The following is a 23,881-nucleotide window of genomic DNA, read 5'->3' as shown; positions in this document are numbered from 1 at the left end:
AGTCCATGCTTGTTTTAACACGAAAGTTAAATGAAACAATCAAAATAGGTGATGAAATTGAAGTGACCGTCCTTGCAGTTAATGGTGATCAAATAAAGTTAGGAATTCAAGCTCCAAAGTCTGTAGATATTCATAGACAAGAGATTTATGAAGAAATACGTAACGAAAATAAAAGTGCTTCTCAAATTACATTACATGCTATTGATATGCTGAAACAATTACCGAAAAAGAAATAAAACGATCAGTTTGAAAATCATCAAAAATATACAGTATAAATAATATCTAAATCGGGAAAGATAAACATATAGTATTCCCCACTATGTCTTAAGCCTTTCTCTTTAAGAGAAAGGCTTCTTTTTTATCAAAAAAATTGAACTGAATTTCTGTTTTTTTCCTTTTTATCGTGTATCATTAAATTTATTAAATATAATTCAAATAAATTTAACGAAAGAGGAGAAGAGTAAATGAGTGATGTTCAAGAGTATCATGATTTATTAAAAGAAGCAGAAGATGTGGTTGTCAGTGCTTTAGCTGATACAATGGATTTATATGGGGTCACACCTTCAGTAGGAAGGCTGTATGGCATGCTTTATTTTATGGATGAGCCTGTTACATTAGATCAAATGAGTGAAGAATTGGGTATGAGTAAACCAACGATGAGTACATCCATTCGTTCACTGCAAAATATTGATATGGTCCACAAAGTGTGGAAAAAAGGTGTTCGAAAAGACTTATATGAAGCAGAAAAAGATTTTTCTAAGTCCTTTTTTTCATTTTTCTGTAAGAAGTGGCAAAGAGAAATTTCAGTTAATTTAGAGGCAATCGAAGAAGCGGAAAACAAGCTGCAGATTCTCTTAAATAATGAAGATGTGCCTGAGGAGATCGCAGTAAAAGCAAAGCGTAATTTAGCGCAGATTATAGAGTCCAAACATTATTATCATTTCTTGAAAAAAGTAGTAAAAGTTTTTGACGACCGAAGAATCATCGATATTTTAAATGAAGAATTAGCGAAAGAGTAAATAAAAAAGGCTGTTGAAAAATCAACAGCCTTTTTATCATTTTTATACGGTTAATGGTGTAGCTTCAAAACAGCGGTTATAAATCCATTCGTAACTTTTTACAGTTAAATCACGAGGGTTACCAACTGTTTGTGGATCATTAAATGCTTCTTGAGCTAAGCGAGAAACCGCTTCTTTTGGAATACCTTGTTCTTCTAAAGAAGGGATTTGTACATCTTTAACTAGTTGATATACTTCACGAACAGCTGCTTGAGCTGCTTCTTCAAGCGTTAATTCGTGTGTATTAACTCCTAAAGCTTGAGCTATGCGCGCAAATTTTTCAGGCTCGCCCATCCAGTTATATTCCATTACAGGACCTAGCATTGCTGCTACGCAAGGGCCATGGGCAATTGGATAAATGCCTCCTAATGTTTGAGCCATCGCGTGAGCTGCTCCTGCAGATTCACTTCCATATGAAAGGCCAGCAAGCATAGCTGCATGCGCCATTCCATAGCGTGCTTCGATATCCTGTCCATTTGCAACTGCACGTCGTAAGTATTTTCCAACGTACTCAATAGCCAATAAAGCAACAGAGTCCGTCATTGGTTGTGCAAAGTGACATGTATAACATTCAATTGCATGAGCTAATGCGTCAATTCCTGTACCGGCCGTAATATGTGAAGGCATAGATACGTGCAGTTCTGGATCAATAATTGTTAAGTGAGCAGCAATTAAAGGTCCACCTGTATTAAACTTAAACTCACGAACAGGATCTGTAATGACAGCCCATTGTGTGACTTCACTTCCTGTACCCGCAGTTGTAGGAATGGTTGTTAAAGGAGGGATACGTTTTGTTAAAGGTTTTTTTCCTTCAGCTGCTTCATAATCTAAGACGGGAGCATTATGAGCTACTTCTACACCAATAGCTTTTGCCGTATCCATTGAGCTTCCGCCTCCAACAGCTACTAGTCCGTTGCATCCATTTTCTTTGTACATTTTTGTGCCGTCTGCTACCACGTGAATAGAAGGGTTGGCTTCTACTTGGTCAAATAGAATAACGTCTACGTCCGCTTCTTTTAAACTAGCGATTACAGGATCTGCTAAACCTACTTTTTTTACACCAGGATCTGTTACTAGTAAAACCTTAGATACACCTAGGTTTTTTACTTCTTCTCCAGTATGCTTAACAGCACCAATTCCATGTTTTACAACCGTTGGCATCTCAAAACTTTTTAAACGTTCCATTCTTTCAAATCGCATAAACATCTTTACATTCCCCCTTGAATTTTATTGAAACCAGCGCATTGGCTGTGGATTTGTATTCGTATAAATATGTTTAATTTCCGTATATTCTTCTAGCCCAATGTGGCTAAGCTCTCTTCCGATCCCAGATTGCTTATATCCTCCCCAAGGAGCCTGCGGGAAGTAGGGATGATAATCGTTAATCCAAGTTGTTCCCATACGGAGTGCTTTCACTACACGTTCAGCTCGATTCATATCCCTTGTCCAAACGGCTCCAGCTAATCCATAGATTGTATCGTTAGCAAGTGCCACCGCTTCTTCTTCGGTGCTGAAGCGCTCAATGGTCATAATTGGACCAAATGACTCTTCTTGGACAACTTTCATATCTCCATGACAGTCTGTAAAAATAGTTGGTTCAATGAATAAACCTTTTTGTAAAGACTCTTGAGTTGGACGTTTGCCTCCTAAAACAAGGGAAGCACCTTCTTGTTTGCCAAGCTCAATGTAATGTTCCACTTTAGCTAGGTGTTCTTTTGAGATGACGGGTCCCATTTGAGTGGCTTCATCCATGCCGTCTCCTAGCTTAATTTTTTTGGCTTGTTCAATAACTGCTGAAACAAATTTATCGTGAATATCATCTTGAACGAGTAATCTTGCACCAGCTGAACAAACTTGACCGGCATGAAAGAAGACCGCATTTAATGCATAGTCAACCGCAGTGTCAAAGTCAGCGTCAGCAAAGACGATATTCGGATTTTTCCCACCAAGTTCAAGAGCGATTTTTTTAAAGTTGCCTGCGGCAGCCTGCATGACTTTACGTCCAGATACACCGCCACCTGTAAAGGAAACTAAATCTACTAAGTGACTTTCTGCCATTTCTTGTCCAACGGTCGCACCCGGGCCGAGTACAATGTTAATGACGCCTGCTGGAAAGCCAACTCTTTCAAAAATTTTCATCATATGAATAGTTGTTAAAGGGGTGATTTCGCTTGGTTTAATAACAATTGTATTCCCAGCAGCAAGTGCCGGAGCCAATTTCCAAGAGGCTTGCAATAAAGGATAATTCCAAGGAGTAATTTGGCTGCATACACCTACAGGTTCGCGGACAACGCGGCTAACAGAATCGGGATTAGGTGACTCAATCATCTGTCCACCATCTTTATCTGCTAATCCAGCATAGTATTGAAAGACATCAGCAATTCCATCCATGTCTGCCAGGCTTTCAACGAGGGTTTTTCCAGTATTCAAGGTTTCAAGTTTTGCGAGTTCTTCACGATCATTACGAATTTCTTCCGCTACTTTAAATAGTAAAGAACCCCTTTGGGCCGCTGTAAATTTAGACCATTGACCTGCATCAAAAGCTTTTCTAGCTGCTTCAATAGCTTCTACAGTATCAGCACGATTTCCTTCTGTAACGACAGCGATAACCTCTTGATTAAAAGGATTTATAATCTCTCTTTTCTCGCCGCTGCGTGCTTCAACCCATTCGCCGTTTATGTGCATTTTTTCAAGCGTAAGTGTTTGTTCCAATAGCATCAACCTCCAAATAATAGAATTTGTTAAATTTATATTTAACGTTCTTAACAATTCGAATTATAGCATCGGTTATTTAATTTAGTCAAATCCAAAAACTCGGAATGTTCAGAATTTATTAGATTATCTGCTCTGTAAGAGACTAATCATTCGGATATTAAGAAAAAATTTAACAAAAAGTGATAAAAAATCACTGATTGCTATGTCCCTTGATACAAAAGGTTTTTTTATGTATGAGCTATGAGAATATTATTCTTTTTTTATATGAGAACACTCAAACTTTTTTGACAATATCCTAAACATTCAGATATATTAACCATAGTACTATATCTGCTTGCATACAAACCTTGAAAAACAAAGGATTTTGAATGTGGAAATTAAGAAAGGAGTTTAGATGGAAGATGAAAATAATTGTGAATTCAATAAAAAAATTCGATTTAAATTATTTTAATATAATTATATAAACGTAATTTCTCCCCTTCGCATTGGTATTTATAATCCAACTATTTATATTTTATTCTAAAAAATCTATTTTTAGGTTTAATTGTATGCTGGTAGGAAAAAGGAATAGAGGACAAGTTTGTCTTTAGATTTCTTTATCAATTTAAAGGATGTGAGACGATGCAAAATGCTAAAAAACCATTTCGTTCAGACACACAACAAGCCAGGCCTGAAAAGTCGAATGAGACTTCTGACTTTTCAGGGAAATCAAACAGGAACAACCGTCTACTAACCCCCTTATGGACAACTATTATAGGATTTTCCATCTTTATGGTTGTCGCATTTATCTATTCTCTCTATAATCCAGATCTCTATTGGCCAGGCCTCATTTTAATGTTCATTATGTATGGTGTTATTTATTTTATTGGTGCTCGAGCCGCTGCAAGTAAAAAAGGAAAATCAGATGATATGCTTGTTGCAGGAAGATCTATGCCGCTATGGATTTCAATGTTCACAATGACCGCCACTTGGGTAGGTGGAGGGTATATTGCTGGAACGGCCGAAACCGTTTATTCCTCAGGGCTGACATGGACTCAAGCGCCATGGTGTTATTCAATCAGCTTGATTTTAGGCGGTATCTTTTTTGCTAGAAAGATGAGAAGGTTTGAGTTTATGACAATGCTCGATCCTCTAGAATCTCGTTTCGGTAAGAAAATGGCTACGGTTCTTTATTTTCCAGCTATACTGGGAGAGCTGTTTTGGAGCGCAGCTATCTTAACTGCTTTAGGAACAACATTCGGTGTGATTTTAGGCCTCAGTTTTTCAATTTCCATCATTCTTTCCGCACTTATTGCCATTGCATACACCGTGATTGGCGGCTTGTGGGCAGTAGCACATACCGATATCTTACAGCTTTCTATTATGTTTTTAGGGCTATTTCTGGTGCTTCCCTTTGCATTTTCGAATACGGGAGGGGTGGGAGCCGTTTTTTCTACTTATTCAGAAGGCATGACTGGTTCTCTTCATTTATTTCCTCCATTAAAAGGCTGGGAAGATCCGAAATGGGGAAATACATATTGGCAATGGTGGGATAGCACATTTTTACTTATTTTTGGTGGTATTCCATGGCAAATTTATTTTCAGCGCGTGTTATCTGCTAAAAATGAAAAAGCAGCAATGTGGCTATCTATTACAGCCGGCATCTTTTGCGCGTTAGCGGCCTTGCCTCCAACATTAATAGGAATGATAGGTTATAGTGCAGACTGGTCTTCATTTGGAGCGTCAAGCCCTGAGAGCGCGTCCATGATTTTAACGTATGTATTTAAATACCTAACGCCCGATTTAGTAGGAGCGATTGCGCTTGGAGGCCTAGCTGCTGCCGTTATGGCTGCAGTAGCGGCTTCGTTGCTTTCAGCGTCGGGGATGGCAGCCTGGAACGTGTATCGTCCGATTGTAAAACCAAATGCGACACAGGCGCAGTTAGATAAAGTTATTAAACGTTCTATCATTATCATTGGAACGGGAGCAACTCTAATTGCTTTAAACTCTGAGAGTGTCTACTCTTTATGGTATTTATCAGGGGACCTAGTGTATTGTATACTTTTTCCGCAGTTGGTTTGTGCTTTATTCTTTAAAGGAGCTAACTGGTACGGATCTTTGGCTGGGTTTATTGTGTCTCTTGTTCTTCGAATAGGTGGAGGAGAACCGCTGCTTCATTTAAAAGCGCTACTTCCGTATCCGATGATTGAAGACGGAGTGGTCATGTTTCCGTTTCGTACATTTGCGATGGCAGGCGGGTTGTTAACCATTCTTATCGTTTCTTACGCGACGCGACGTATTTGCCCTCCTCAGCCGCTTCGAAATCTTCATCGTGACATATCGGTTGAGAAATAATCAAAAGCAAAATAAAAAAGCCGCATCTGCGGCTTTTTTATTTTGCAATATTTTCTGACTCGGAAAATTGATCGTCAGGTCGCTTGTTGTTTGTTTTTTTGATGAACGAGTATGAAAGAAGAACCACAGCGGTTAATCCAAGAGTTAAGAAAAACTGTGAGCGCATCGAATCAATAAATGCCATTGATAAGAAGATCACGGTAATAACAGCAATTGTTACGTATGTTAAATACGGGAACAACCACATTTTCATCCCTTTAATTGGCTGGTTTGCTCGCTTCATTTTCTTGCGCAGGCGTAAATGAGAAATAGCGATAGCTAAGTACACAATAAGAGCAATGGCTCCCGATGCATTAACTAAGAATAAAAAGAGTTTATCCGGCGAAACGAAGCTAAAAATAGCACATACATATGCGGCAGCTGTGCTAATCCATACAGCTCTTGCCGGCACGCCTGATTTGCTTACTTTTGCTAAAGCGCGAGGAGCTTGTCCTTTTTGAGCTAATGATAAAATCATTCGTGAGTTCGTATACAAAGCAGAGTTCAAGCAAGACAAAACGGATACTAATACGACTAAATTCATAATTTGTGCAGCTGCTGGAATATTGACCATTTCTAACATTGTTACATATGGACTTTTTAGTAAATCAGCTGAGTTCCAAGGTAAAAGAGTTACTAAAATAGCAACTGAACCAATATAGAAAATTAAAATTCGCCATACGACACTGCGAATAGCAGTGGTGATAGCTTTTGCTGGATTTTCTGATTCACTAGCTGCAATAGCCGCAATTTCAGCTCCAAAATAAGAGAAAATAACGGTAATAACTCCTAAAAAGATAGAGTTCGTACCTTTTGGCATAAAGCCTCCGTGGCCCGTTAAATTAGCTAGACCAGGTGAAGATGTACCTGGGATCAATCCGAAAATAATAGCTAAACCGATTCCCATAAAAGCAACGATTGCCACAATTTTAATCATAGCAAACCAATATTCAAATTCTCCAAATGATTTGACAGAGAACAAGTTTGTTAGAGTTAATGCAAAGGTTAAGGTTAAGCTTAAAAGCCAAATTGGTACGGAAGGGAGCCATTCATGAACAATTGCTCCTCCTGCAGTGGCTTCAATCGCAATTACAATTAGCCAGAAAAACCAGTAAAGCCATCCAACAGCATAACCTGCCCACGCGCCAATTCCTTGCTGAGCATATGTTGCGAATGAGCCTTTATCTGGGTTTACCATAGCCATTTCACCGAGCATACGCATCAATAGAACGACTAGCAGTCCGGCTGCTGCATATGAAACTACTGCTGCTGGGCCTGTTGCGTTAATAACGGATCCGCTTCCTACAAACAAGCCGGCTCCGATAATACCTGCAATGGAAATCATGGAAACGTGACGTTGCTTTAACTTTCCGTGTGATTCTGTTTTGTTTCCCATCGTATTCACTCCTTTAAAATTATCGAAAGACTATTAGAAAATAAAGTAAATTCTGAAAATATAAATAGAAATTCCTCCCCTTACCTTTATAATAAGCAAGAAGTGTGCCAATTATCAAATTCCTATAAAAATCGACTTTAAGTTACTAAAATTGACGCATTTTAAGTCAAAAAAGACTCGATTTATTCATCATAGACTTATTCGCCATTTGGGATGTCTGGTATATACGTACATTTTATACAAGTTTTCGACAACTATCTTATATATCTTGTATGATAAAAGAGAAATCGGTATTATATTCCAAGAAGAATGTTTGAGAGGGTGCGTGTGTTTGAAAAAATTTATAGCTGTTCTTTTTCTATTTATTATTCTTTTAGTTGGGGTGTATTTTTTCGTTAGTCCCGTTAGAAATGTTGAAAAGCTTGATCATACTGCTTCATTATCTTCACTGGCACAAGAAAAGTCCGATCATGCCACATCGCTAGAACTGAACGGCGGATCTCCTGTTCTAGGATACCGGTTAAGCGAGAGCGATGTTAATGATTATTTGCGCAGCTACCTTTATGAAAGTGATGAAACAGTTGACGGAGCAGAAGCCGAGTTGCTTCCGGAACATATAAAATTTTATATTAATAAACATGTAGTATCTTTTATGGAATCACAGTTTGTAGTTGACGTAACACCAAATGCCGAAAATGGAAAGCTTGTTTTAAAGGTGAATAGCGTGCATTTAGGAAGAATGCCGATTCCGATGTCTGTTGTATGGGATCGCTTAAATATTGATAAGGCTTCTGATGTCACGGTTGATAAAGAAATGAATGAAATTACTCTGCTCAATAATTTGCCAGATTCCATTTCGTTTGAGCAAGCAGATACAACGGATGAATATATAAATTTATCTGCCTCTGTAACCATTGATTCGTTACGAGATATTATAAATCTAGCACCATATCTTATTCCTAAGGATATTCAAAGAAATTTATCCCAGAAACTGAACTTGTTTGGCCAATAATAAAAAGCTCACTTATTGTAGAAAAATAAGTGAGCTTTTTCTATCTTGCACCATTTGACCTATGAAAAAAATGACTGTTTTACCGATACAAAATAGAGAAGTGTTGAACCTATAAACGAATAGGGTGATTCGAAAAAATATACTCATGTTTTATGGCTAACAGTTGATGAATAGATGAATAAAAAACGGTGGTGATGGTAAGTGGTAAGAGTAAGTGGGTTAGCAAGCGGAATGGATATTGATCAAATTGTCAGTGATTTAATGAAGGCTGAACGTATGCCTATTGATAAAATGAAAAAACAAAAGCAAACGTTAGAGTGGCAGCGAGATGATTATCGCTCTATGAACCTGCTGTTATCGGAATTTAATAATCTCGCTTTTAATATGACCTTGCAGTCTTCTTATTCATCCAAAACGGTATCTTCATCGGATGAAACGAAAGTAAAAGCAGCAGCTACTTCCTCAGCAGGTAACGCGTCTTATACACTTTCAAACGTGACAATGGCGACTGCTGCGCAAAATATCAGTAATGGGAAAATTTCAGAAGGCACTATTGACCCTGCTAAAAGTTTATGGGAGCAAAAAAACTTGCTTGGCAGTGCGTGGAGTGGAAAAGAGGTCAAGCAACCTGATATTACAATAAGTGATGATACAAAGACTGCCAAGTTATCCAAAGGAGCTATTTTCGAGGGAAGCCTGCCTTCTTCTATTCAAGTGAAAAATGGAGAATCTTCTCAAGAATTTAATATAAAAACTACAGGCGATCCTACTTTAATAGGAGAGAATGATGTATTCGTTAATATGAATACGGGCGAAATGACATTCGGTTCCACGTTAACAAACGGTAGCACTGTTCAAGGATTTACGTATAAGCAAAATGTCCTCCAGTTTTCTATTACAACGTATGACAGCAGCGGAAAAGCAACAGGAGATAATGCAGACGGCAGTATGTCATTTGAATTTGATGGCTCAGCGTCATTAAATACTGTTTTGACCCAACTTAGTAATTCAAAAGTAGGTATTTCAGCCTTTTACGATGAAGGAACAGATAAAGTTGTCTTTACTCGCAAAGACACAGGAGATTTGTCAAAAGCCGGTGGTGCAGGCGGTCAAAAGATGGTGTTTTCAGGAGCGTTTTTAACAAATTTCTTAAAATTAGATACTCAAAAAGAAACCGGTGGAACAGACGCAAAATTTACGCTAAACGGTCTAGAAACAACTCGTAAGTCCAATACATTTACAACGGGAGGCGTTACCTATACCCTTCAAAACAATTTCACAGGAGATGTGCGCGTTAACGTAAGCAATGATACGCAGAAAGTATTTGATACCATTAAAGATTTCGTGACCAAATACAATGAACTGATTGAGAAAATTAATGGAAAGATTACGGAAGAAAGAGACCGGAACTATCAGCCTTTGACTGATGAAGAAAGAGAAAAACTAACGGATAAACAAGCTGAGCAGTGGGATGAAAAGGCGAAAAGCGGTTTGTTAAAAGGAGACTCAATTTTATCAAGCGGGCTAAACCAAATGCGTTCTAACTGGTATGCCTCTGTATCAGGAGTGAGTGGAGCATTTTCGCAGCTAACCGACATTGGTATTTCAACTAGCGCAAACTATAGCGATCGAGGCAAGCTAGTCATAGAAGGCGATGGAACTAAATTAAAAGAAGCAATTGAAAAAGATCCGCAGTCTGTGATGGATTTATTTATGAAAAGTGGAAGTACAACAAGTGAAAAAGGGATTGTACGACGTTTACGAGATACGATTACTCAAACCGTATCCAAAGTTGAGCAGCGCGCTGGCCGTTCAACATGGACAAGTGAACAATTTTTGCTTGGGCGGAATTTAAAAAGCGTAAATAGCCAAATCACTAGTTTTGAAAGCAGGCTCACACAAGTAGAGGACCGGTATTATCGTCAGTTTACAGCAATGGAAAAAGCCATTCAAAATGCAAATGCTCAAAGCGCGCAGTTATCGCAATATTTTAGTTAAGAAGGAGTGAACGTTTATGGCAGCAAATAATCCATATCAAGCGTATCAGCAAGGAGCTGTTCAGACTGCTTCTCCAGGAGAGTTAACGCTTATGCTGTATAACGGATGTTTAAAATTTATCAAGCTTGCACGAACAGGCATACAGGAAAAAAATATTGAGCTGAAAAATACGAATCTGTTAAAAGCACAAAATATTATTCAAGAATTAATGATTACCCTTGATACAAACGTGCAAGTTGCTAAGTCTATGATGGCTATGTATGACTATGTTAACCAGCGTTTAATTGAAGCAAATACAAAAAATGACACAGCAAGCTTGGATGAAGCCGAACAATATGTAACAGAATTCCGCGATACATGGAAGCAAGTTGTGCAGCTTCACCGCCAGCAAGTCCATGGAAGCGGCGGTCAAGCATAAATATGATTAACGACCTATATCAGCTAACGGATGAGATTTATCGGCTTATTCAAACATTTTCTGACAAAAATCGAGAAGAAGGCATTCAAAAGTTAGAGTATCTTCTATTAAAAAGACGTGACCTCATAGAGAAACTGCCGCCAAAAAGTAGGGGTAATGAATCGATGGGTAAAAAAATTGTCGAAATGAATAAGGAAATTGATCAAAAGCTGATCTTAATTCGGCATCAAATTATGGTAGATCTCCGTTTGTTAAAAGCGAAAAAAAAGCATAGTAACAGCTATGTAAACCCTTACGAAACAAAAACGTTTGATGGGATGTTTTACGATAAAAAAAATTAATTCTACGTAAAAAAATACAACCCTTCTTCTTATGAAGAAGGTCTATTTTTTTGGTTTTTTCATAAACTTTTCTCAGGTTCCATAAATTTTCACTAAATTTTCAAAAAATTTTAATAGTTTAGGAAGGGATTGTGTCGGGTATTGTAGAATTGTAGAGGTATAGCAATGGATTAAAGGAGGAGTTCGAACATGATGTATAACATTCGCGGTGAAAACATTGAGGTGACTCCAGCAATTAGGGAATACGTAGAGAAAAAGCTTGGTAAGTTAGAGCGTTATTTCGACGAAACACCAACTGCTGACGTAAATGTAAACTTAAAAGTCTACAATAACGATCAAAAAATAGAAGTCACAATCCCAATGAATGATCTCGTATTGAGAGCTGAAGAGACACACAGTGATTTATACGCAGCTGTCGATCTTGTCCTAGATAAATTAGAGCGTCAAATTCGTAAACACAAAACAAAAGTAAATCGAAAAATGCGTGAAAAAGGCGCTGAGAAGTATCTGTTCGCAGCATTAGAAAGCGAAGCGAACGTAGCTGTTGCAACTGAAGAAGATGAATTAGAGCTAGTTCGTACAAAACGATTTAACTTAAAGCCAATGGATAGTGAAGAGGCTATTTTGCAAATGAATATGTTAGGACATAGTTTCTTTGTATTTACAAACGCTGAGACCAATATTACAAATGTTGTATATCGAAGAAAAGATGGACGATATGGATTGATTGAACCAAACTAAGATTATAGGCTCTCTTAAACAAGAGCAGTAAAGTAAAAGCAGCGTGCCTCCGCACGCTGCTTTTTAGCTGCTTAAAAAAATAGTTCCATCACTATATAGCGTGTAGAAGATTTGGTGAATACACGCGCCGTTTTTTTCATGTTGAACGCCTGATAAAAAGAGACTTTATTTTCTCGTGCGTTACACCAGACCTTTCGTACCCCAAGGTTCTTGGCTTTGAGAAAAACCTCCTCTAGTAGACGACTGCCATATCCTTTTCCTTGTTCTTTTTTGAGAGTAGCAAATTTTCGAAATTGAGCTTCATCACCTGTTATAAATAAGGAAACAACTGATTTTAACTCTCCTTCTTCAAACAGTCCATAGTGAATGCCTGATGGATCATCTTTAAGCTGAATATAACTGAAATCTTTATCAGGCCACATGACGGTATGTCTGACTTCCCAAGCTTGTTCTTTTGTAATCGATTGAACGTTCATTCTACATTCCCCTTTTTTATTGTAAGAGTGAGGTAGGGGAAATCACAATAGAAAATAACTCGTTAAGAGAGTACTACTCGTAAAGAGACAGACGAAAAAGGGTACAAGTTGCTACTTGTTTAGCTGCAATGTTACAATTTTACTCAGAATGTTTTATAATGAAAGATACAGATATGAATGAAAATAGTATAAAATGTACTGATTATAAATAGAGGAGCGTTTTAATATGCTTGGATTATTTAAAAAAGTGTTTGACGGCAATCAACGCCAAATCGGCCGTTTAGAAAAAATGGCGGACCAAATTGATGCGTTAGGTCCTGAAATAGCGTCTTTAACGGACGATCAGCTTCGTGAAAAAACAGCTGAATTTCAACAACGCTACCAAAATGGCGAATCGCTCGATAACTTATTAGATGAAGCTTTTGCGGTTGTACGTGAAGCAGCGAAACGTGTGTTAGGCATGTATCCGTACAAAGTTCAGCTAATGGGGGGTATTTCTCTGCATGAAGGGAATATCTCGGAAATGAAAACGGGTGAAGGTAAAACGTTGACAGCTACTATGCCTGTATACTTAAACGCTATTACAGGAAAAGGTGTACATGTAGTAACAGTCAATGAATACTTAGCGAGCCGTGATGCTAGTGAAATGGGTCGTTTATACGAATTCTTAGGCTTGAAAGTAGGATTAAACTTAAACCATTTAACGCGTGAAGAAAAGCAAGAAGCATATGCAGCCGATATTACGTATAGTACAAATAATGAACTCGGATTTGACTATTTACGTGATAACATGGTGCTGTACAAAGAACAAATGGTTCAACGTCCGCTTCATTTTGCTGTAATCGATGAAGTTGACTCTATCTTAATTGATGAAGCACGTACGCCGCTTATTATATCCGGCAGCGCACAGAAATCGACTGCTCTTTATATTCAAGCTAATGCATTCGTTCGCACGCTTGATAAAGAAACCGATTTTACTTTTGATATCAAAACAAAAAGCGTTCAGCTAACCGAAGAAGGTATGTCAAAAGCAGAGCGCGCATTTGGCATTGAAAACTTATTTGATATTTCACACGTAGCGCTAAATCATCACATCAACCAAGCGCTTAAAGCACATGTAACGATGCAAAATGATGTGGATTATGTAATTGATGAAGATCAGGTCGTAATCGTTGACCAATTTACTGGTCGTTTAATGAAAGGAAGACGTTTTAGCGACGGCTTGCATCAAGCTATCGAAGCTAAAGAGAACGTTGAGATTCAAAATGAAAGCATGACATTAGCTACAATTACATTCCAAAACTACTTCCGTATGTATGAAAAATTATCAGGTATGACGGGTACAGCTAAAACGGAAGAAGAAGAATTCCGTAATATCTACAACATGCACGTTGTTGTTATTCCGACAAACAAGCCAATTTCACGTGATGATAAAGCGGATTTAATTTATAAGTCAATGGAAGGCAAGTTTAATGCGGTAGTAGAAGATATTGCCGAGCGCCACGCAAAAGGACAGCCTGTCCTTGTTGGTACAGTTGCGATCGAAACATCTGAAGTTTTATCAGCTTTATTAAAGAAAAAAGGAATTCGCCATCACGTGTTAAATGCAAAACAGCATGAGCGTGAAGCGGATATTATTGAAAATGCGGGTCACAAAGGTGCGGTAACAATCGCAACAAATATGGCCGGTCGTGGTACGGATATCAAACTAGGTGAAGGTGTCGTTGAAGCTGGAGGTCTTGCTGTAATTGGTACAGAGCGTCATGAATCACGCCGTATTGATAATCAGCTTCGCGGACGTGCTGGACGTCAAGGGGATCCAGGGGTATCTCAATTCTATCTATCCATGGAAGATGAATTAATGCGCCGATTTGGTTCAGATAATATGATGGCAATGATGGATCGCCTTGGCATGGATGACTCACAGCCAATTCAAAGTAAAATTGTAACAAGAGCTGTTGAATCCGCTCAAAAACGCGTTGAAGGTAATAACTTCGATGCGCGTAAACAATTGCTTCAATATGATGACGTGCTTCGTCAACAGCGTGAAGTTATTTACAAACAGCGCTTTGAAGTGCTTGATTCAGACAACCTGCGTGCGATTGTAGAACGTATGATTGAATCAACGCTACAGCGTGTGGTTGAAGTAAACACACCGCGTGAAGAATTAGAAGAAGAATGGAATTTACAAGCGATTATTGATTACGTAAATGCTAATGTTCTTGAGGAAGGTGAAGTCACAGAAGAAGATCTTCGCCGTAAAGAGCCTGAAGAAATGGTAGAACTGCTGGTAGATCATGCAAAAGCTCGTTATAATGAAAAAGAAGAGCAGCTCCCTGAAGAACAAATGCGTGAATTTGAAAAAGTTGTTGTTCTTAGAGCGGTTGATTCTAAATGGATGGATCATATTGATACGATGGATCAGCTTCGCCAAGGTATCCACCTTCGTGCGTACGGTCAAACAGATCCTCTTCGCGAATACCAAATGGAAGGTTTTGCGATGTTTGAAAACATGATTGCAACCATTGAAGAAGAAGTGACGAAGTATATCATGAAAGCAGAAATTAACAACAACCTTGAGCGTCAAGAGGTAGCGCAAGGTCAGGCGGCTGTTCATCCAAAAGAAGGAGACGCGCCGGCTAAGAAGAAGCCAAAAGTAAATGCGATAGAAGTTGGCCGAAATGATCCTTGTATCTGCGGAAGTGGCAAAAAGTATAAAAACTGCTGCGGTAAAGAATCATAAAGTAAGAGTCAATTAGTATAGAATGAATTAGTACAGGAAGGAAATGAGTCTTCTCATTTCCTTCCTGTGCGTCAAAAATAAAATAGAGGTGTTCAACTCATGGATTTAGTAGAAATTAAGCAAGAACTTGACAAAACAGCTAAGCGATTAGCGGACTTTAGGGGGTCTCTTTGACCTCGATACAAAACAAGCTCGTATCGATGAATTAGATGAGACTATGGCTGATCCAAATTTTTGGAATGACCAGCAGGCAGCTCAGACTGTTATTAATGAAGCCAATGGTTTGAAAGATGCAGTAAATCAATTTAACCACTTGGATGAAACATATGAAAATTTACAAGTGTCTTATGAACTTGTAAAAGAAGAATACGATGAAGATTTAGCAGAAGAACTAGTTAGTGAATTAAAAGAGCTTATATCAGGCATGAATGACTTTGAATTACAGCTGCTTTTAAGCGAGCCGTATGATAAAAATAATGCCATTTTAGAACTGCACCCAGGTGCTGGTGGAACAGAATCACAGGATTGGGGTTCAATGTTACTGCGTATGTATACGCGCTGGGCGGAGAAAAAAGGTTTCAAAGTAGAAACGCTTGATTACTTACCTGGAGATGAAGCTGGTATTAAAAGTGTAACGCTTTTAATTAAAGGTCATAATGCGTATGGGTATTTAAAAGCTGAAAAAGGCGTTCATCGTCTCGTTCGTATTTCTCCGTTTGATTCATCAGGCCGTCGTCATACATCATTCGTCTCGTGCGACATAATGCCGGAATTTAATGATGAAATTTCAATTGATATTCGTACGGAAGATTTGAAGGTTGACACGTATCGTGCAAGCGGTGCCGGAGGTCAGCATATCAATACAACAGATTCAGCTGTTCGTATTACTCACCTCCCAACTAATGTAGTCGTATCTTGTCAGACGGAACGTTCACAAATTAAAAACCGTGAGCAAGCAATGAAAATGTTAAAATCTAAGCTGTATCAATTAGAAATTGAAAAGCAGCAAGAACAGCTAGCTGAAATTCGCGGAGAACAAAAAGATATTGGGTGGGGAAGTCAAATTCGTTCGTACGTATTCCATCCGTATTCATTAGTAAAAGATCACCGCACAAATACGGAAGTCGGAAACACGCAAAGCGTAATGGATGGAGATCTAGATCCGTTTATCGATGCATATTTACGTTCTCATATTTAATCAAAAGGCAGCATACTTAGGTATGCTGCCTTTTTTTAGTTGTTGGGAATTTGTGAAATTTGGATGAAGAAAAACGAGCGTAAAGAACTATTGTTAAAAAGAAAATTAAGAAAATGCAGAAATTTAAAGGTTGCTGTCGTCAGTTCGCTTATTTTGTCAATGAAACAAAATGGTTAAAAATACCTGTTTTGCAGTAAGTGCTTCTTTACAATCCTTTATATTCCTTTTACAAACAGTATTTATAATTTGAGTTAAATCATGAGGAAGGGGCATGTGCAGTGGAAAATAAATCGTTAAACGAATTAATAGAGCAAGTGAAACAGAATAGCTTTTCTTCGAGTAAAGGGTTTGATAGACGGCGTTTTTTGCAAGGAGCTGGAAAAGTAGCGGGAGTATCACTTGGCTTAACAATTGCTCAGTCTATTGGTTTAAATGCAGTAGAAGTTTCAGCTGCAGCGCCTAAATTTTCAAGTTATCCGTTCACTCTAGGCGTCGCATCAGGAGATCCTTTAGCAGATAGCATTGTTCTTTGGACAAGATTAGCACCAGACCCGTTGAATGGCGGGGGAATGCCTAATCAACCTATTCCAGTAAAATGGGAGCTTAGTGAAGATGAAGACTTTCATCGAATTGTCAAACGAGGAACAGAAGTGGCTAGACCTGAACTTGCTCATTCGGTTCACGTTGATGTAAAAGGATTGAAGCCGAGTCATATTTATTATTATCGATTTAAAAGCGGCCATGAGTTAAGCCCGGTTGGAAAAACAAAAACACTTCCTTCAGCAAATGCAGAAGTAGCCAGTATGACGTTTGCATTTGCTTCGTGTCAGCAATATGAACATGGGTACTTTACAGCCTATGAGCATATGGTTAAAGAGCAATTAGATTTTGTCGTTCATTTGGGTGATTACATCTATGAATATGGACCAAACGAGTACGTGGCTGCAAGCGGAAACGTTCGTACTCACAGCAGCGCAGAAATTCAAACGCTGCAAGACTATCGAAACAGGCATGCTCAGTACAGGTCAGATGCCAATTTGAAGTCTGCTCACGCTGTTTTTCCGTGGATTGTGACGTGGGATGATCATGAAGTAGAAAACAATTATGCAAATGTAATTCCTGAAAAAGGCCAATCAGTAGAAGCATTTATCCAACGCCGTGCGGCAGCTTATCAAGCTTATTACGAACACATGCCTTTGCGTCAAACATCTTTGCCCCACGGAGCGGATATGAGATTATATCGTGACTTTTCATATGGAAAACTAGCTTCTTTTCAAGTGTTGGATACGCGTCAATACAGAGACGATCAAGCAAACGGAGACGGAACAAAGCCGCAAACGCCAGAATCTCTTGATCCCAAACGTACGCTATTGGGGAATGAACAAGAAAAATGGCTGTTTACTAATCTTGAAAAGTCAGCGTGTCATTGGAACGTACTGGCTCAACAAATTTTCTTTGCGCCAAGAAAATTTGGAACGGCTGCTAAGCCTACATACAGCATGGATGCATGGGATGGGTATACGGCGAATCGTCAGCGCGTCATTGATTTTATTGAAAAGAAAAAGTTGGAAAACGTCATTGTACTAACTGGAGATGTACACGCTAACTGGGCTTCTAACTTATACGCGGATTTTGCTAACCTTAATTCAAGAATTATTGGTGCAGAGTTCATCGGCACCTCCATCACTTCCGGAGGGGACGGAGCAGATAAACGAGCTGATACGGATAAAATTTTAAGTCAAAATCCACACCTCACATTTTTTAATGATTACAGAGGATATGTAAGGTGTACGGTGACTCCTGATGTATGGCAAGCCGATTATCGCGTTGTGCCTTTTGTAACAGAACCTGGTGCAGAAATTTCAACTCGAGCTTCCTTTCAATATAAAAAAGATGGCAAAGGTATGAAGGAAGTTGAAGTAAATAACGTACCGCGTGGACTAAAGATTTCTAAGGAAGTAGAGGAAGATCGTATGCGGGCACACGGGAAAGCACATGAAAAACAAGAGTTGAAAAAGAAAGAAAAAGTCCAGCAGTAAACTGAGTAAGGAAAAGGAGGTCAAGTATGTTTTCTAATATTGGAATCCCTGGTTTGGTTATTATTTTAGTCATTGCCTTAATAATTTTTGGACCGTCTAAGCTGCCGGAAGTTGGACGAGCGTTTGGACGAACATTAACTGAATTTAAAGGAGCAGCAAAAGGGCTCGTATCAGATGATGAAAGTGTTAAAGAAAAGCAGACTGCAACCGTTTCTGAACAAAAAGAGAATGAATCCACATTGTAAGTAAGGAAATAGACGAGGAAACTCGTCTATTTCTACTTGTCAGAAAGGAGAGAAATACAATGGGAGAAATGAGCTTGATTGAGCACCTTGAAGAATTGCGTGTTCGTATTATTAAAACACTTTGTGCATTTGTAGTTTTACTTATTGTCAGTTTTGTATTTGTACAAGATATTTATCAGTGGCTAGTGAAAGATTTGGACGGCAAGCTTGCGGTACTTGGACCAAGTGAAATCGTATGGATTTATATGGTGATTGCATTTGTTTTTGCGCTTGCTTTTACACTTCCAGTAGCTGCTTATCAAGTATTTCAGTTTGTTTCACCTGGGTTAAAAAAGGAAGAATATAAGGTTCTGATTACCTTCATTCCATTCTTTTTTCTTTTGTTTGTAAGCGGGCTGGGGTTCGGTTATTTTATTTTATTTCCAATGGTTTTAGCATTTTTAACGGGCCTGTCGAATGATCAGTTTTCACTGATGTTTACGGCTGAGCATTATTTTCGTTTTATGCTTAATCTTTGTTTACCGTTTGGTTTTTTATTTGAAATGCCTTTAGTTGTTCTATTCTTAACGCGCTTAGGGGTTCTAAATCCATTAAGGTTAGCTAGAGCAAGGAAGCTATCATATTTTGTTTTAATTGTGATATCCGTACTTATTACTCCTCCTGATTTTATTTCAGATATTTTAGTTATTGTCCCACTTCTGCTTTTATATGAGCTCAGTGTGACAATTTCGCGCGTAGTATACAAAAAACGTTTAGGAAACGAATCAATTGCTTAATCGTATACATAAGTGTGATGAGAGAATTCATGAAATTGAAACAAAGTCCTTGTAAACAGAGTGTTTTAAACATTCTGGAGTAGGTTATAATAGAGTGAAAACTCTACAGCAAGGGGGAGAAGGCTTGAAAAAAGTATTACTGACGTTAACAATCGGTCTAGCGCTTGTTTTGTCCGCGTGCGGCGGAGGAAGCTCTAAAAATGAATCTGCTGGTGAATCTTCAGCGAGTGCAGAAGATATTGTGAAGAAAAACTGTACAGGCTGTCACGGTGTAGATTTAGGAGGAGCAAATGGGCCGAGCTTGCAGCATGTAGGCAGCAAGCACTCAGAAGCTGAAATTGAAAACATTATCAATAATGGTCAAGGCGGTATGCCAAAGGGACTGATTAATGAAGAAGATGCAAAAAAAGTTGCCGCTTGGCTGGCAAAGAAAAAATAAGACGGATATCCGTCTTATTTTTGTGTTAAAACTGCTTTAATTTTTGGTTTAAGACAACGGCCTGCTGTTGAGCTTTGACATCTTTCGCTATGTCTCCAGGTGCATTTGCTTCTCCAATGATGTATCCGCTAAAAGAAGAGCCAATAAAATCGACAATGTATTGAAATTGCATAATAAGAGGAAGAGCCTTTACAGATGCGCCTGTGCCTCCTACTACTAATACATACACGCGCTTATTTTTCATTTGTTCTTTAAAGTTGATTGTCGAATCTCTAAGACTTTCAGACCAACGATCCACAAAGTTCTTCATTAATCCGCTCATACCGTACCAGTAAAGAGGCGTAACAAATAAAATAGTGTCATGCGCTGCCATCTTTTTCGCTATATCATAATAATCATCTTGTTGATTGGTAAACCCAAGTTCATCGTGACGCATATCAGTAATGGGGTGAATGGTATGATGACGTAAGTAAACTTCTTCAGTATCAATGCCACTTAAGACTGCTTTAGCCAATTCTTCCGTATTTCCATTTTCTCGTGAACTTCCATAAATGGTGATCATGCTATCTCTCCTCATCTTTTTTCTTATTTATCATACCTTGTTTGTACAAAAGTAGACATAAATGTGCTCTGCCTAACGATATTCATAAGAAGCAAATAAACAGTAAAAAATAACAAAATTAAAAATAAGGATAAATTCTCATGCCTTACTAAAAATATCCTACTTATGTCATATTTGAAATAAAAATGTAATATTTTTGGGGCTTATTTTCACGAAGAGTGATGTTATAATGAGAAAGCGCGTGAGAAGAGTCGAATTTTTGGTTTGAATTGTAGAGTTTTGTCGTATTTTGACAAGTTTTACATAGTATTAAAATAACACACTTGATTAGGTGATTACTTATGATTGAAATGCAAAATGTATATAAAACGTATCCGAACGGTGTAAAAGCAATCAATGGCATTAGCATCAAGATTAATCAAGGTGAGTTTGCTTATATCGTAGGACCAAGTGGAGCAGGAAAATCCACTTTTATTAAAATGATGTATCGTGAAGAAAAGCCTTCTTCGGGAAATATCATTGTAAACGGTGCAAATGTAGCAAAAATAAAAGATAGCAAAGTTCCTATCTTTAGACGTCATATTGGTGTAGTCTTTCAGGATTTCAAGCTGCTTCCAAAATTAACAGTCTATGAAAACATTGCTTTTGCACTAGAAGTAATTGAGCAAAGTCCCGAAGAAATTAAAAAGCGAGTGCTAGAGGTGCTAGAGCTTGTTAAGTTAAAGGGTAAAATGGATTCTTTCCCTGATGAACTATCTGGAGGAGAGCAGCAGCGTGTGTCTATTGCGCGTTCAATTGTGAATAGTCCTAAGGTTGTCATCGCCGACGAACCGACAGGGAATCTTGATCCGGAGACTTCGTGGGAAATCATGGATATCTTTGAGGAGATTAATAAACGCGGTACGACTATTTTAATGGCAACGCATAACCGTGAAATTGTAAATGCAATTCGAAAGCGCGTAATTGCGATTGAAAATGGAAATGTTGTGCGCGATGAAGTAAGAGGTGAATACGGATATGAAGGCTAGGACATTCGGTCGCCACTTACGTGAAGGATCTAAAAGTTTAGGAAGAAACGGTTGGATGACATTCGCATCTGCAAGTGCTGTTACCGTGACGCTCTTGCTTGTAGGCGTATTTTTTATGTTGATGATGAATTTAAACCACATTGCTAAATTGATTGAAAATGATGTGGAAATTCGCGTTCACGTTGATGCTGCAGCGACAGCAGATGATCGAAAAGCAATGAAAGAAAAGCTAGATGCAATTAAGCAAGTTGATACGGTGACGTTTTCTTCTAAAGATAAAGAGTTAAAAGATTTAATTAATAGTATGGGTGATGAAGGACAAGCTTTTGAACCGTTTGAACAGCAAAACCCATTAAATGATGTATTTGTTGTTAAAACAAAAGAGCCGACTGATGTCGCAAAAGTAGCTAAACAAATTGAGAAATATCCGTATGCAGCAAAAGTTCAATACGGACAAGATCAAGTTGAAAAGTTATTTAAAGTGCTGAAAGTAGCTCGTAATATCGGAGTAGTGCTGATTTTAGGGCTTCTATTTACAGCAATGTTCCTAATTTCAAATACAATTAAAATTACGATTGTAGCTCGCCGTGAAGAGATTGAAATTATGCGCTTAGTTGGAGCCACAAACTCCTTTATTCGCTGGCCGTTCTTTATTGAAGGTCTGTTTTTAGGAGTGCTTGGTTCTATTGTGCCAATTGCAGTTATTATCGGTGTGTACAGCGTTTTATATAATGAAGTTCAACCTAAGTTTGATGGATTCTTCGAACTTTTACCTGCCTTTCCATTCGTGCTTCAAGTGTCGCTATTATTACTAGTGATCGGCGGTCTAATTGGGATGTGGGGAAGTACATTATCCATCCGTAAGTTCTTGCGAAAATAAGAATAGATTTTTAACATAATAGATTACAACAACCTCACATTTGATGCTTATCAAATGTGAGGTTGTTGTGTAATTACACATAAAAATAGAAAAAAGTGCTAATGGGGGTCTTACTAATGCCCGTTTATACGGGGAAATATGTGCAGATGGGGAGAAACAAATGACACGTAAGACATTAGTAATGACAGCAGCAGTTTTAGTTGGACTAAGTGCGGCTTGGATAGGTAATGAAAAAATTGCTTATGCACAAAGTGCCAGCACTACTAAACTCAGTGATTTAGAGAAAAAAAGTGATGATGTGAACCAAAATATTAATCAAAATAAAGAGAAATTAAAAGAGGTTCAAGAAAAGCAAAAAAACGAAGAAGCTGAGATCGCGCGCTTGGATTCAGAAGTCGGACAAACGAATGCAGATATCCGCAGCCGTGAATCTGAAGTAGAAAAAGCAAAGCAAGACATCGAAAAGGTGAAAAGCGAGATTGACGTTGTAAAAAAACGAATTGACAAACGAAATGAGCTATTAAAAAAACGTGCTCGTGCTTTACAGGAAAATGGCGGGTCTGTGGATTACATAGATGTACTGCTAGGCTCTGAAAGCTTCGGGGACTTTATTAGCAGAGTGAGTGCGGTTTCGACAATTGTAGGGGCTGACCGCGATTTGTTAATTCAGCATGAAGCTGATAAAAAGGCAAAAGAAGAGAAAGAAACAAAAGTTCAAAACAAGCTAACGGAAGTAAATCAAGCGCTTGAAGAACTTAAAAATCTTCGTGCGCAGCTGCAAAAACAAGTGGATGAAAAGAATCAGCTCATGCAAACGCTCAAAGATCAGGAAAAAGAATTTAATGAAGAAGCCGTTGGATTAGAAGAGCAAGCTTCTATTTTAGCAGATCAAAAAAATGCAGCACAAGCTCAACAGCAAGAAATTGAAAAAGCCGGGGCAACTGAGGAGGCACCCCCTGTTACAAGCGGGTCGTTTATGAGGCCGGCAAAGGGCCCGGTAACATCTCATTTTGGGTATCGAGAAACGTTTGGAAGAGGACACTACGGTATTGATATTGGAAAGCGAGGAGAAAGTGTGCCAGTTGTAGCCGCAGCAAGCGGAAGGGTAATTAGAGCATATCATTCTTCTTCTTTTGGTAATGCTGTATTTATTCGTCACAATGTAGAAGGTCAGACGTGGGTTACAGTTTATGCTCATTTAGAGAGCTACAGCGTCTCAAGCGGTCAATCTATCAATAAAGGTCAACAATTAGGTTATATAGGGAACACAGGACGTTCGTTTGGTGCTCACCTGCATTTTGAATTGCATAAAGGCGATTGGAAAGGCAAAAGTTCCGCTGTAAACCCTGAAAGTTATATTAAATTTTAAGTTCCTAGCATACGTGGTACAAGCTCAACATATAGTTTAACAAAAAGGCATCGCACTTGATTTGTGTGGTGCCT

General features: G+C 38.4%; 22 protein-coding genes. 17 read left to right on the top strand and 5 right to left on the bottom strand.

The window, feature by feature from the left end; genetic code table 11:
- Positions 1–5 precede the first annotated feature (5 nt).
- Both csrA and cudC read left to right on the top strand, forming a co-directional pair.
- The gene (gene csrA, locus JNUCC25_RS25655) at positions 6–236 is read left to right on the top strand and encodes a carbon storage regulator CsrA (protein WP_013059760.1); all 231 of its coding nucleotides are present in this window, start codon (positions 6–8) and stop codon (positions 234–236) included.
- A gap of 228 nt (positions 237–464) precedes the next feature.
- A complete protein-coding gene (gene cudC, locus JNUCC25_RS25650) occupies positions 465–1,019 on the top strand; it encodes a choline uptake/conversion transcriptional regulator CudC (RefSeq protein WP_013059759.1) in 555 nt (184 codons plus the stop codon).
- A gap of 42 nt (positions 1,020–1,061) precedes the next feature.
- Here the strand turns inward: cudC and JNUCC25_RS25645 are convergent, their stop codons facing one another.
- Both JNUCC25_RS25645 and betB read right to left on the bottom strand, forming a co-directional pair.
- On the bottom strand, positions 1,062–2,264 hold the full coding sequence (locus JNUCC25_RS25645) for an iron-containing alcohol dehydrogenase (protein WP_064472193.1): 1,203 nt from the start codon (positions 2,262–2,264) through the stop codon (positions 1,062–1,064).
- 21 nt (positions 2,265–2,285) lie between these two features.
- The gene (gene betB / locus JNUCC25_RS25640; RefSeq protein WP_171843230.1) at positions 2,286–3,776 is read right to left on the bottom strand and encodes a betaine-aldehyde dehydrogenase; all 1,491 of its coding nucleotides are present in this window, start codon (positions 3,774–3,776) and stop codon (positions 2,286–2,288) included.
- 618 nt (positions 3,777–4,394) lie between these two features.
- Here betB and JNUCC25_RS25635 point away from each other — a divergent pair.
- Complete coding sequence (locus JNUCC25_RS25635) at positions 4,395–6,107, top strand: sodium:solute symporter family protein (protein WP_013059756.1); 1,713 nt, start codon at positions 4,395–4,397, stop codon at positions 6,105–6,107.
- A gap of 37 nt (positions 6,108–6,144) precedes the next feature.
- On the opposite strand, the gene JNUCC25_RS25630 is transcribed toward JNUCC25_RS25635, so the two are convergent.
- The gene (locus JNUCC25_RS25630) at positions 6,145–7,542 is read right to left on the bottom strand and encodes an amino acid permease (RefSeq protein ID WP_454222608.1); all 1,398 of its coding nucleotides are present in this window, start codon (positions 7,540–7,542) and stop codon (positions 6,145–6,147) included.
- Between the two features lie 331 nt (positions 7,543–7,873).
- Between JNUCC25_RS25630 and JNUCC25_RS25625 the strand changes: the two genes are divergently transcribed.
- From JNUCC25_RS25625 to hpf, 5 genes are all read left to right on the top strand, one after another.
- Positions 7,874–8,554, top strand: a complete 681-nt coding sequence (locus JNUCC25_RS25625) for a hypothetical protein (protein WP_029319345.1) — start codon at positions 7,874–7,876, stop codon at positions 8,552–8,554.
- Positions 8,555–8,755: 201 nt separating this feature from the next.
- A complete protein-coding gene (fliD, locus tag JNUCC25_RS25620; protein WP_029319343.1) occupies positions 8,756–10,552 on the top strand; it encodes a flagellar filament capping protein FliD in 1,797 nt (598 codons plus the stop codon).
- A 16-nt stretch (positions 10,553–10,568) separates the two neighbouring features.
- Positions 10,569–10,970, top strand: a complete 402-nt coding sequence (fliS, locus tag JNUCC25_RS25615; RefSeq protein WP_029319341.1) for a flagellar export chaperone FliS — start codon at positions 10,569–10,571, stop codon at positions 10,968–10,970.
- Between the two features lie 2 nt (positions 10,971–10,972).
- Positions 10,973–11,311 carry a hypothetical protein gene (locus tag JNUCC25_RS25610; protein WP_013059751.1) on the top strand — a complete coding sequence of 113 codons (339 nt, stop codon included), beginning with the start codon at positions 10,973–10,975 and terminating at the stop codon, positions 11,309–11,311.
- Between the two features lie 189 nt (positions 11,312–11,500).
- Complete coding sequence (gene hpf, locus JNUCC25_RS25605) at positions 11,501–12,052, top strand: ribosome hibernation-promoting factor, HPF/YfiA family (RefSeq protein ID WP_013059750.1); 552 nt, start codon at positions 11,501–11,503, stop codon at positions 12,050–12,052.
- A gap of 71 nt (positions 12,053–12,123) precedes the next feature.
- Here hpf and JNUCC25_RS25600 read toward each other — a convergent pair whose 3' ends face one another.
- Positions 12,124–12,528 carry a GNAT family N-acetyltransferase gene (locus JNUCC25_RS25600; protein ID WP_013059749.1) on the bottom strand — a complete coding sequence of 135 codons (405 nt, stop codon included), beginning with the start codon at positions 12,526–12,528 and terminating at the stop codon, positions 12,124–12,126.
- Positions 12,529–12,754: 226 nt separating this feature from the next.
- Here JNUCC25_RS25600 and secA point away from each other — a divergent pair, with 226 nt between their 5' ends.
- The 6 genes from secA to cccB all read left to right on the top strand — a co-directional run bounded on the left by secA (position 12,755) and on the right by cccB (position 19,968).
- The gene (gene secA / locus JNUCC25_RS25595; RefSeq protein WP_013059748.1) at positions 12,755–15,271 is read left to right on the top strand and encodes a preprotein translocase subunit SecA; all 2,517 of its coding nucleotides are present in this window, start codon (positions 12,755–12,757) and stop codon (positions 15,269–15,271) included.
- 99 nt (positions 15,272–15,370) lie between these two features.
- Positions 15,371–16,469, top strand: a protein-coding gene (gene prfB, locus JNUCC25_RS25590) for a peptide chain release factor 2 (RefSeq protein ID WP_115655064.1) whose coding sequence is annotated in 2 segments (ribosomal slippage) — positions 15,371–15,433 and positions 15,435–16,469 — 1,098 coding nt in all. Because the reading frame shifts where the segments join, the coding sequence is not laid out codon by codon here.
- 305 nt (positions 16,470–16,774) lie between these two features.
- Entirely contained in the window at positions 16,775–18,508 is a 1,734-nt protein-coding gene (locus JNUCC25_RS25585; RefSeq protein WP_373274946.1) for an alkaline phosphatase D family protein, read from the top strand.
- 26 nt (positions 18,509–18,534) lie between these two features.
- On the top strand, positions 18,535–18,753 hold the full coding sequence (locus tag JNUCC25_RS25580) for a twin-arginine translocase TatA/TatE family subunit (RefSeq protein WP_013059745.1): 219 nt from the start codon (positions 18,535–18,537) through the stop codon (positions 18,751–18,753).
- Between the two features lie 59 nt (positions 18,754–18,812).
- Positions 18,813–19,529 (top strand): twin-arginine translocase subunit TatC, encoded by a 717-nt coding sequence (gene tatC, locus JNUCC25_RS25575; RefSeq protein ID WP_064472190.1) that lies wholly within the window; start codon positions 18,813–18,815, stop codon positions 19,527–19,529.
- Between the two features lie 124 nt (positions 19,530–19,653).
- Positions 19,654–19,968: a cytochrome c551 gene (cccB, locus tag JNUCC25_RS25570; RefSeq protein WP_013059743.1), complete on the top strand. Its 315-nt coding sequence runs from the start codon at positions 19,654–19,656 to the stop codon at positions 19,966–19,968.
- Positions 19,969–19,993: 25 nt separating this feature from the next.
- Here the strand turns inward: cccB and JNUCC25_RS25565 are convergent, their stop codons facing one another.
- On the bottom strand, positions 19,994–20,530 hold the full coding sequence (locus tag JNUCC25_RS25565; RefSeq protein ID WP_025601660.1) for a flavodoxin family protein: 537 nt from the start codon (positions 20,528–20,530) through the stop codon (positions 19,994–19,996).
- A 341-nt stretch (positions 20,531–20,871) separates the two neighbouring features.
- Between JNUCC25_RS25565 and ftsE the strand changes: the two genes are divergently transcribed.
- The 3 genes from ftsE to JNUCC25_RS25550 all read left to right on the top strand — a co-directional run bounded on the left by ftsE (position 20,872) and on the right by JNUCC25_RS25550 (position 23,807).
- On the top strand, positions 20,872–21,558 hold the full coding sequence (gene ftsE / locus JNUCC25_RS25560) for a cell division ATP-binding protein FtsE (protein ID WP_013059741.1): 687 nt from the start codon (positions 20,872–20,874) through the stop codon (positions 21,556–21,558).
- Positions 21,548–22,438, top strand: a complete 891-nt coding sequence (gene ftsX / locus JNUCC25_RS25555) for a permease-like cell division protein FtsX (protein WP_014457813.1) — start codon at positions 21,548–21,550, stop codon at positions 22,436–22,438. Before ftsE ends, ftsX begins: the two co-directional genes overlap by 11 nt.
- 160 nt (positions 22,439–22,598) lie before the next feature.
- The gene (locus tag JNUCC25_RS25550) at positions 22,599–23,807 is read left to right on the top strand and encodes a murein hydrolase activator EnvC family protein (protein WP_029319334.1); all 1,209 of its coding nucleotides are present in this window, start codon (positions 22,599–22,601) and stop codon (positions 23,805–23,807) included.
- Positions 23,808–23,881: the final 74 nt, after the last annotated feature.

This window comes from Priestia sp. JNUCC 25 (assembly GCF_053667915.1).
Note: the sequence above shows the minus strand (reverse complement) of the source record. Positions and strands in the feature narration are given on the sequence as shown.

Coding starts and splice junctions, on each gene's coding strand:
- cudC (WP_013059759.1), top strand. CDS start 465: ATGAGTGATGTTCAAGAGTATCATGATTTATTAAAAGAAGCAGAAGAT.
- JNUCC25_RS25645 (WP_064472193.1), bottom strand. CDS start 2,264: ATGTTTATGCGATTTGAAAGAATGGAACGTTTAAAAAGTTTTGAGATG.
- csrA (WP_013059760.1), top strand. CDS start 6: ATGCTTGTTTTAACACGAAAGTTAAATGAAACAATCAAAATAGGTGAT.
- JNUCC25_RS25565 (WP_025601660.1), bottom strand. CDS start 20,530: ATGATCACCATTTATGGAAGTTCACGAGAAAATGGAAATACGGAAGAA.
- hpf (WP_013059750.1), top strand. CDS start 11,501: ATGATGTATAACATTCGCGGTGAAAACATTGAGGTGACTCCAGCAATT.
- ftsE (WP_013059741.1), top strand. CDS start 20,872: ATGATTGAAATGCAAAATGTATATAAAACGTATCCGAACGGTGTAAAA.
- JNUCC25_RS25580 (WP_013059745.1), top strand. CDS start 18,535: ATGTTTTCTAATATTGGAATCCCTGGTTTGGTTATTATTTTAGTCATT.
- JNUCC25_RS25630 (WP_454222608.1), bottom strand. CDS start 7,542: ATGGGAAACAAAACAGAATCACACGGAAAGTTAAAGCAACGTCACGTT.
- JNUCC25_RS25600 (WP_013059749.1), bottom strand. CDS start 12,528: ATGAACGTTCAATCGATTACAAAAGAACAAGCTTGGGAAGTCAGACAT.
- secA (WP_013059748.1), top strand. CDS start 12,755: ATGCTTGGATTATTTAAAAAAGTGTTTGACGGCAATCAACGCCAAATC.
- JNUCC25_RS25550 (WP_029319334.1), top strand. CDS start 22,599: ATGACACGTAAGACATTAGTAATGACAGCAGCAGTTTTAGTTGGACTA.
- fliS (WP_029319341.1), top strand. CDS start 10,569: ATGGCAGCAAATAATCCATATCAAGCGTATCAGCAAGGAGCTGTTCAG.
- betB (WP_171843230.1), bottom strand. CDS start 3,776: ATGCTATTGGAACAAACACTTACGCTTGAAAAAATGCACATAAACGGC.
- JNUCC25_RS25635 (WP_013059756.1), top strand. CDS start 4,395: ATGCAAAATGCTAAAAAACCATTTCGTTCAGACACACAACAAGCCAGG.
- tatC (WP_064472190.1), top strand. CDS start 18,813: ATGGGAGAAATGAGCTTGATTGAGCACCTTGAAGAATTGCGTGTTCGT.
- JNUCC25_RS25610 (WP_013059751.1), top strand. CDS start 10,973: ATGATTAACGACCTATATCAGCTAACGGATGAGATTTATCGGCTTATT.
- ftsX (WP_014457813.1), top strand. CDS start 21,548: ATGAAGGCTAGGACATTCGGTCGCCACTTACGTGAAGGATCTAAAAGT.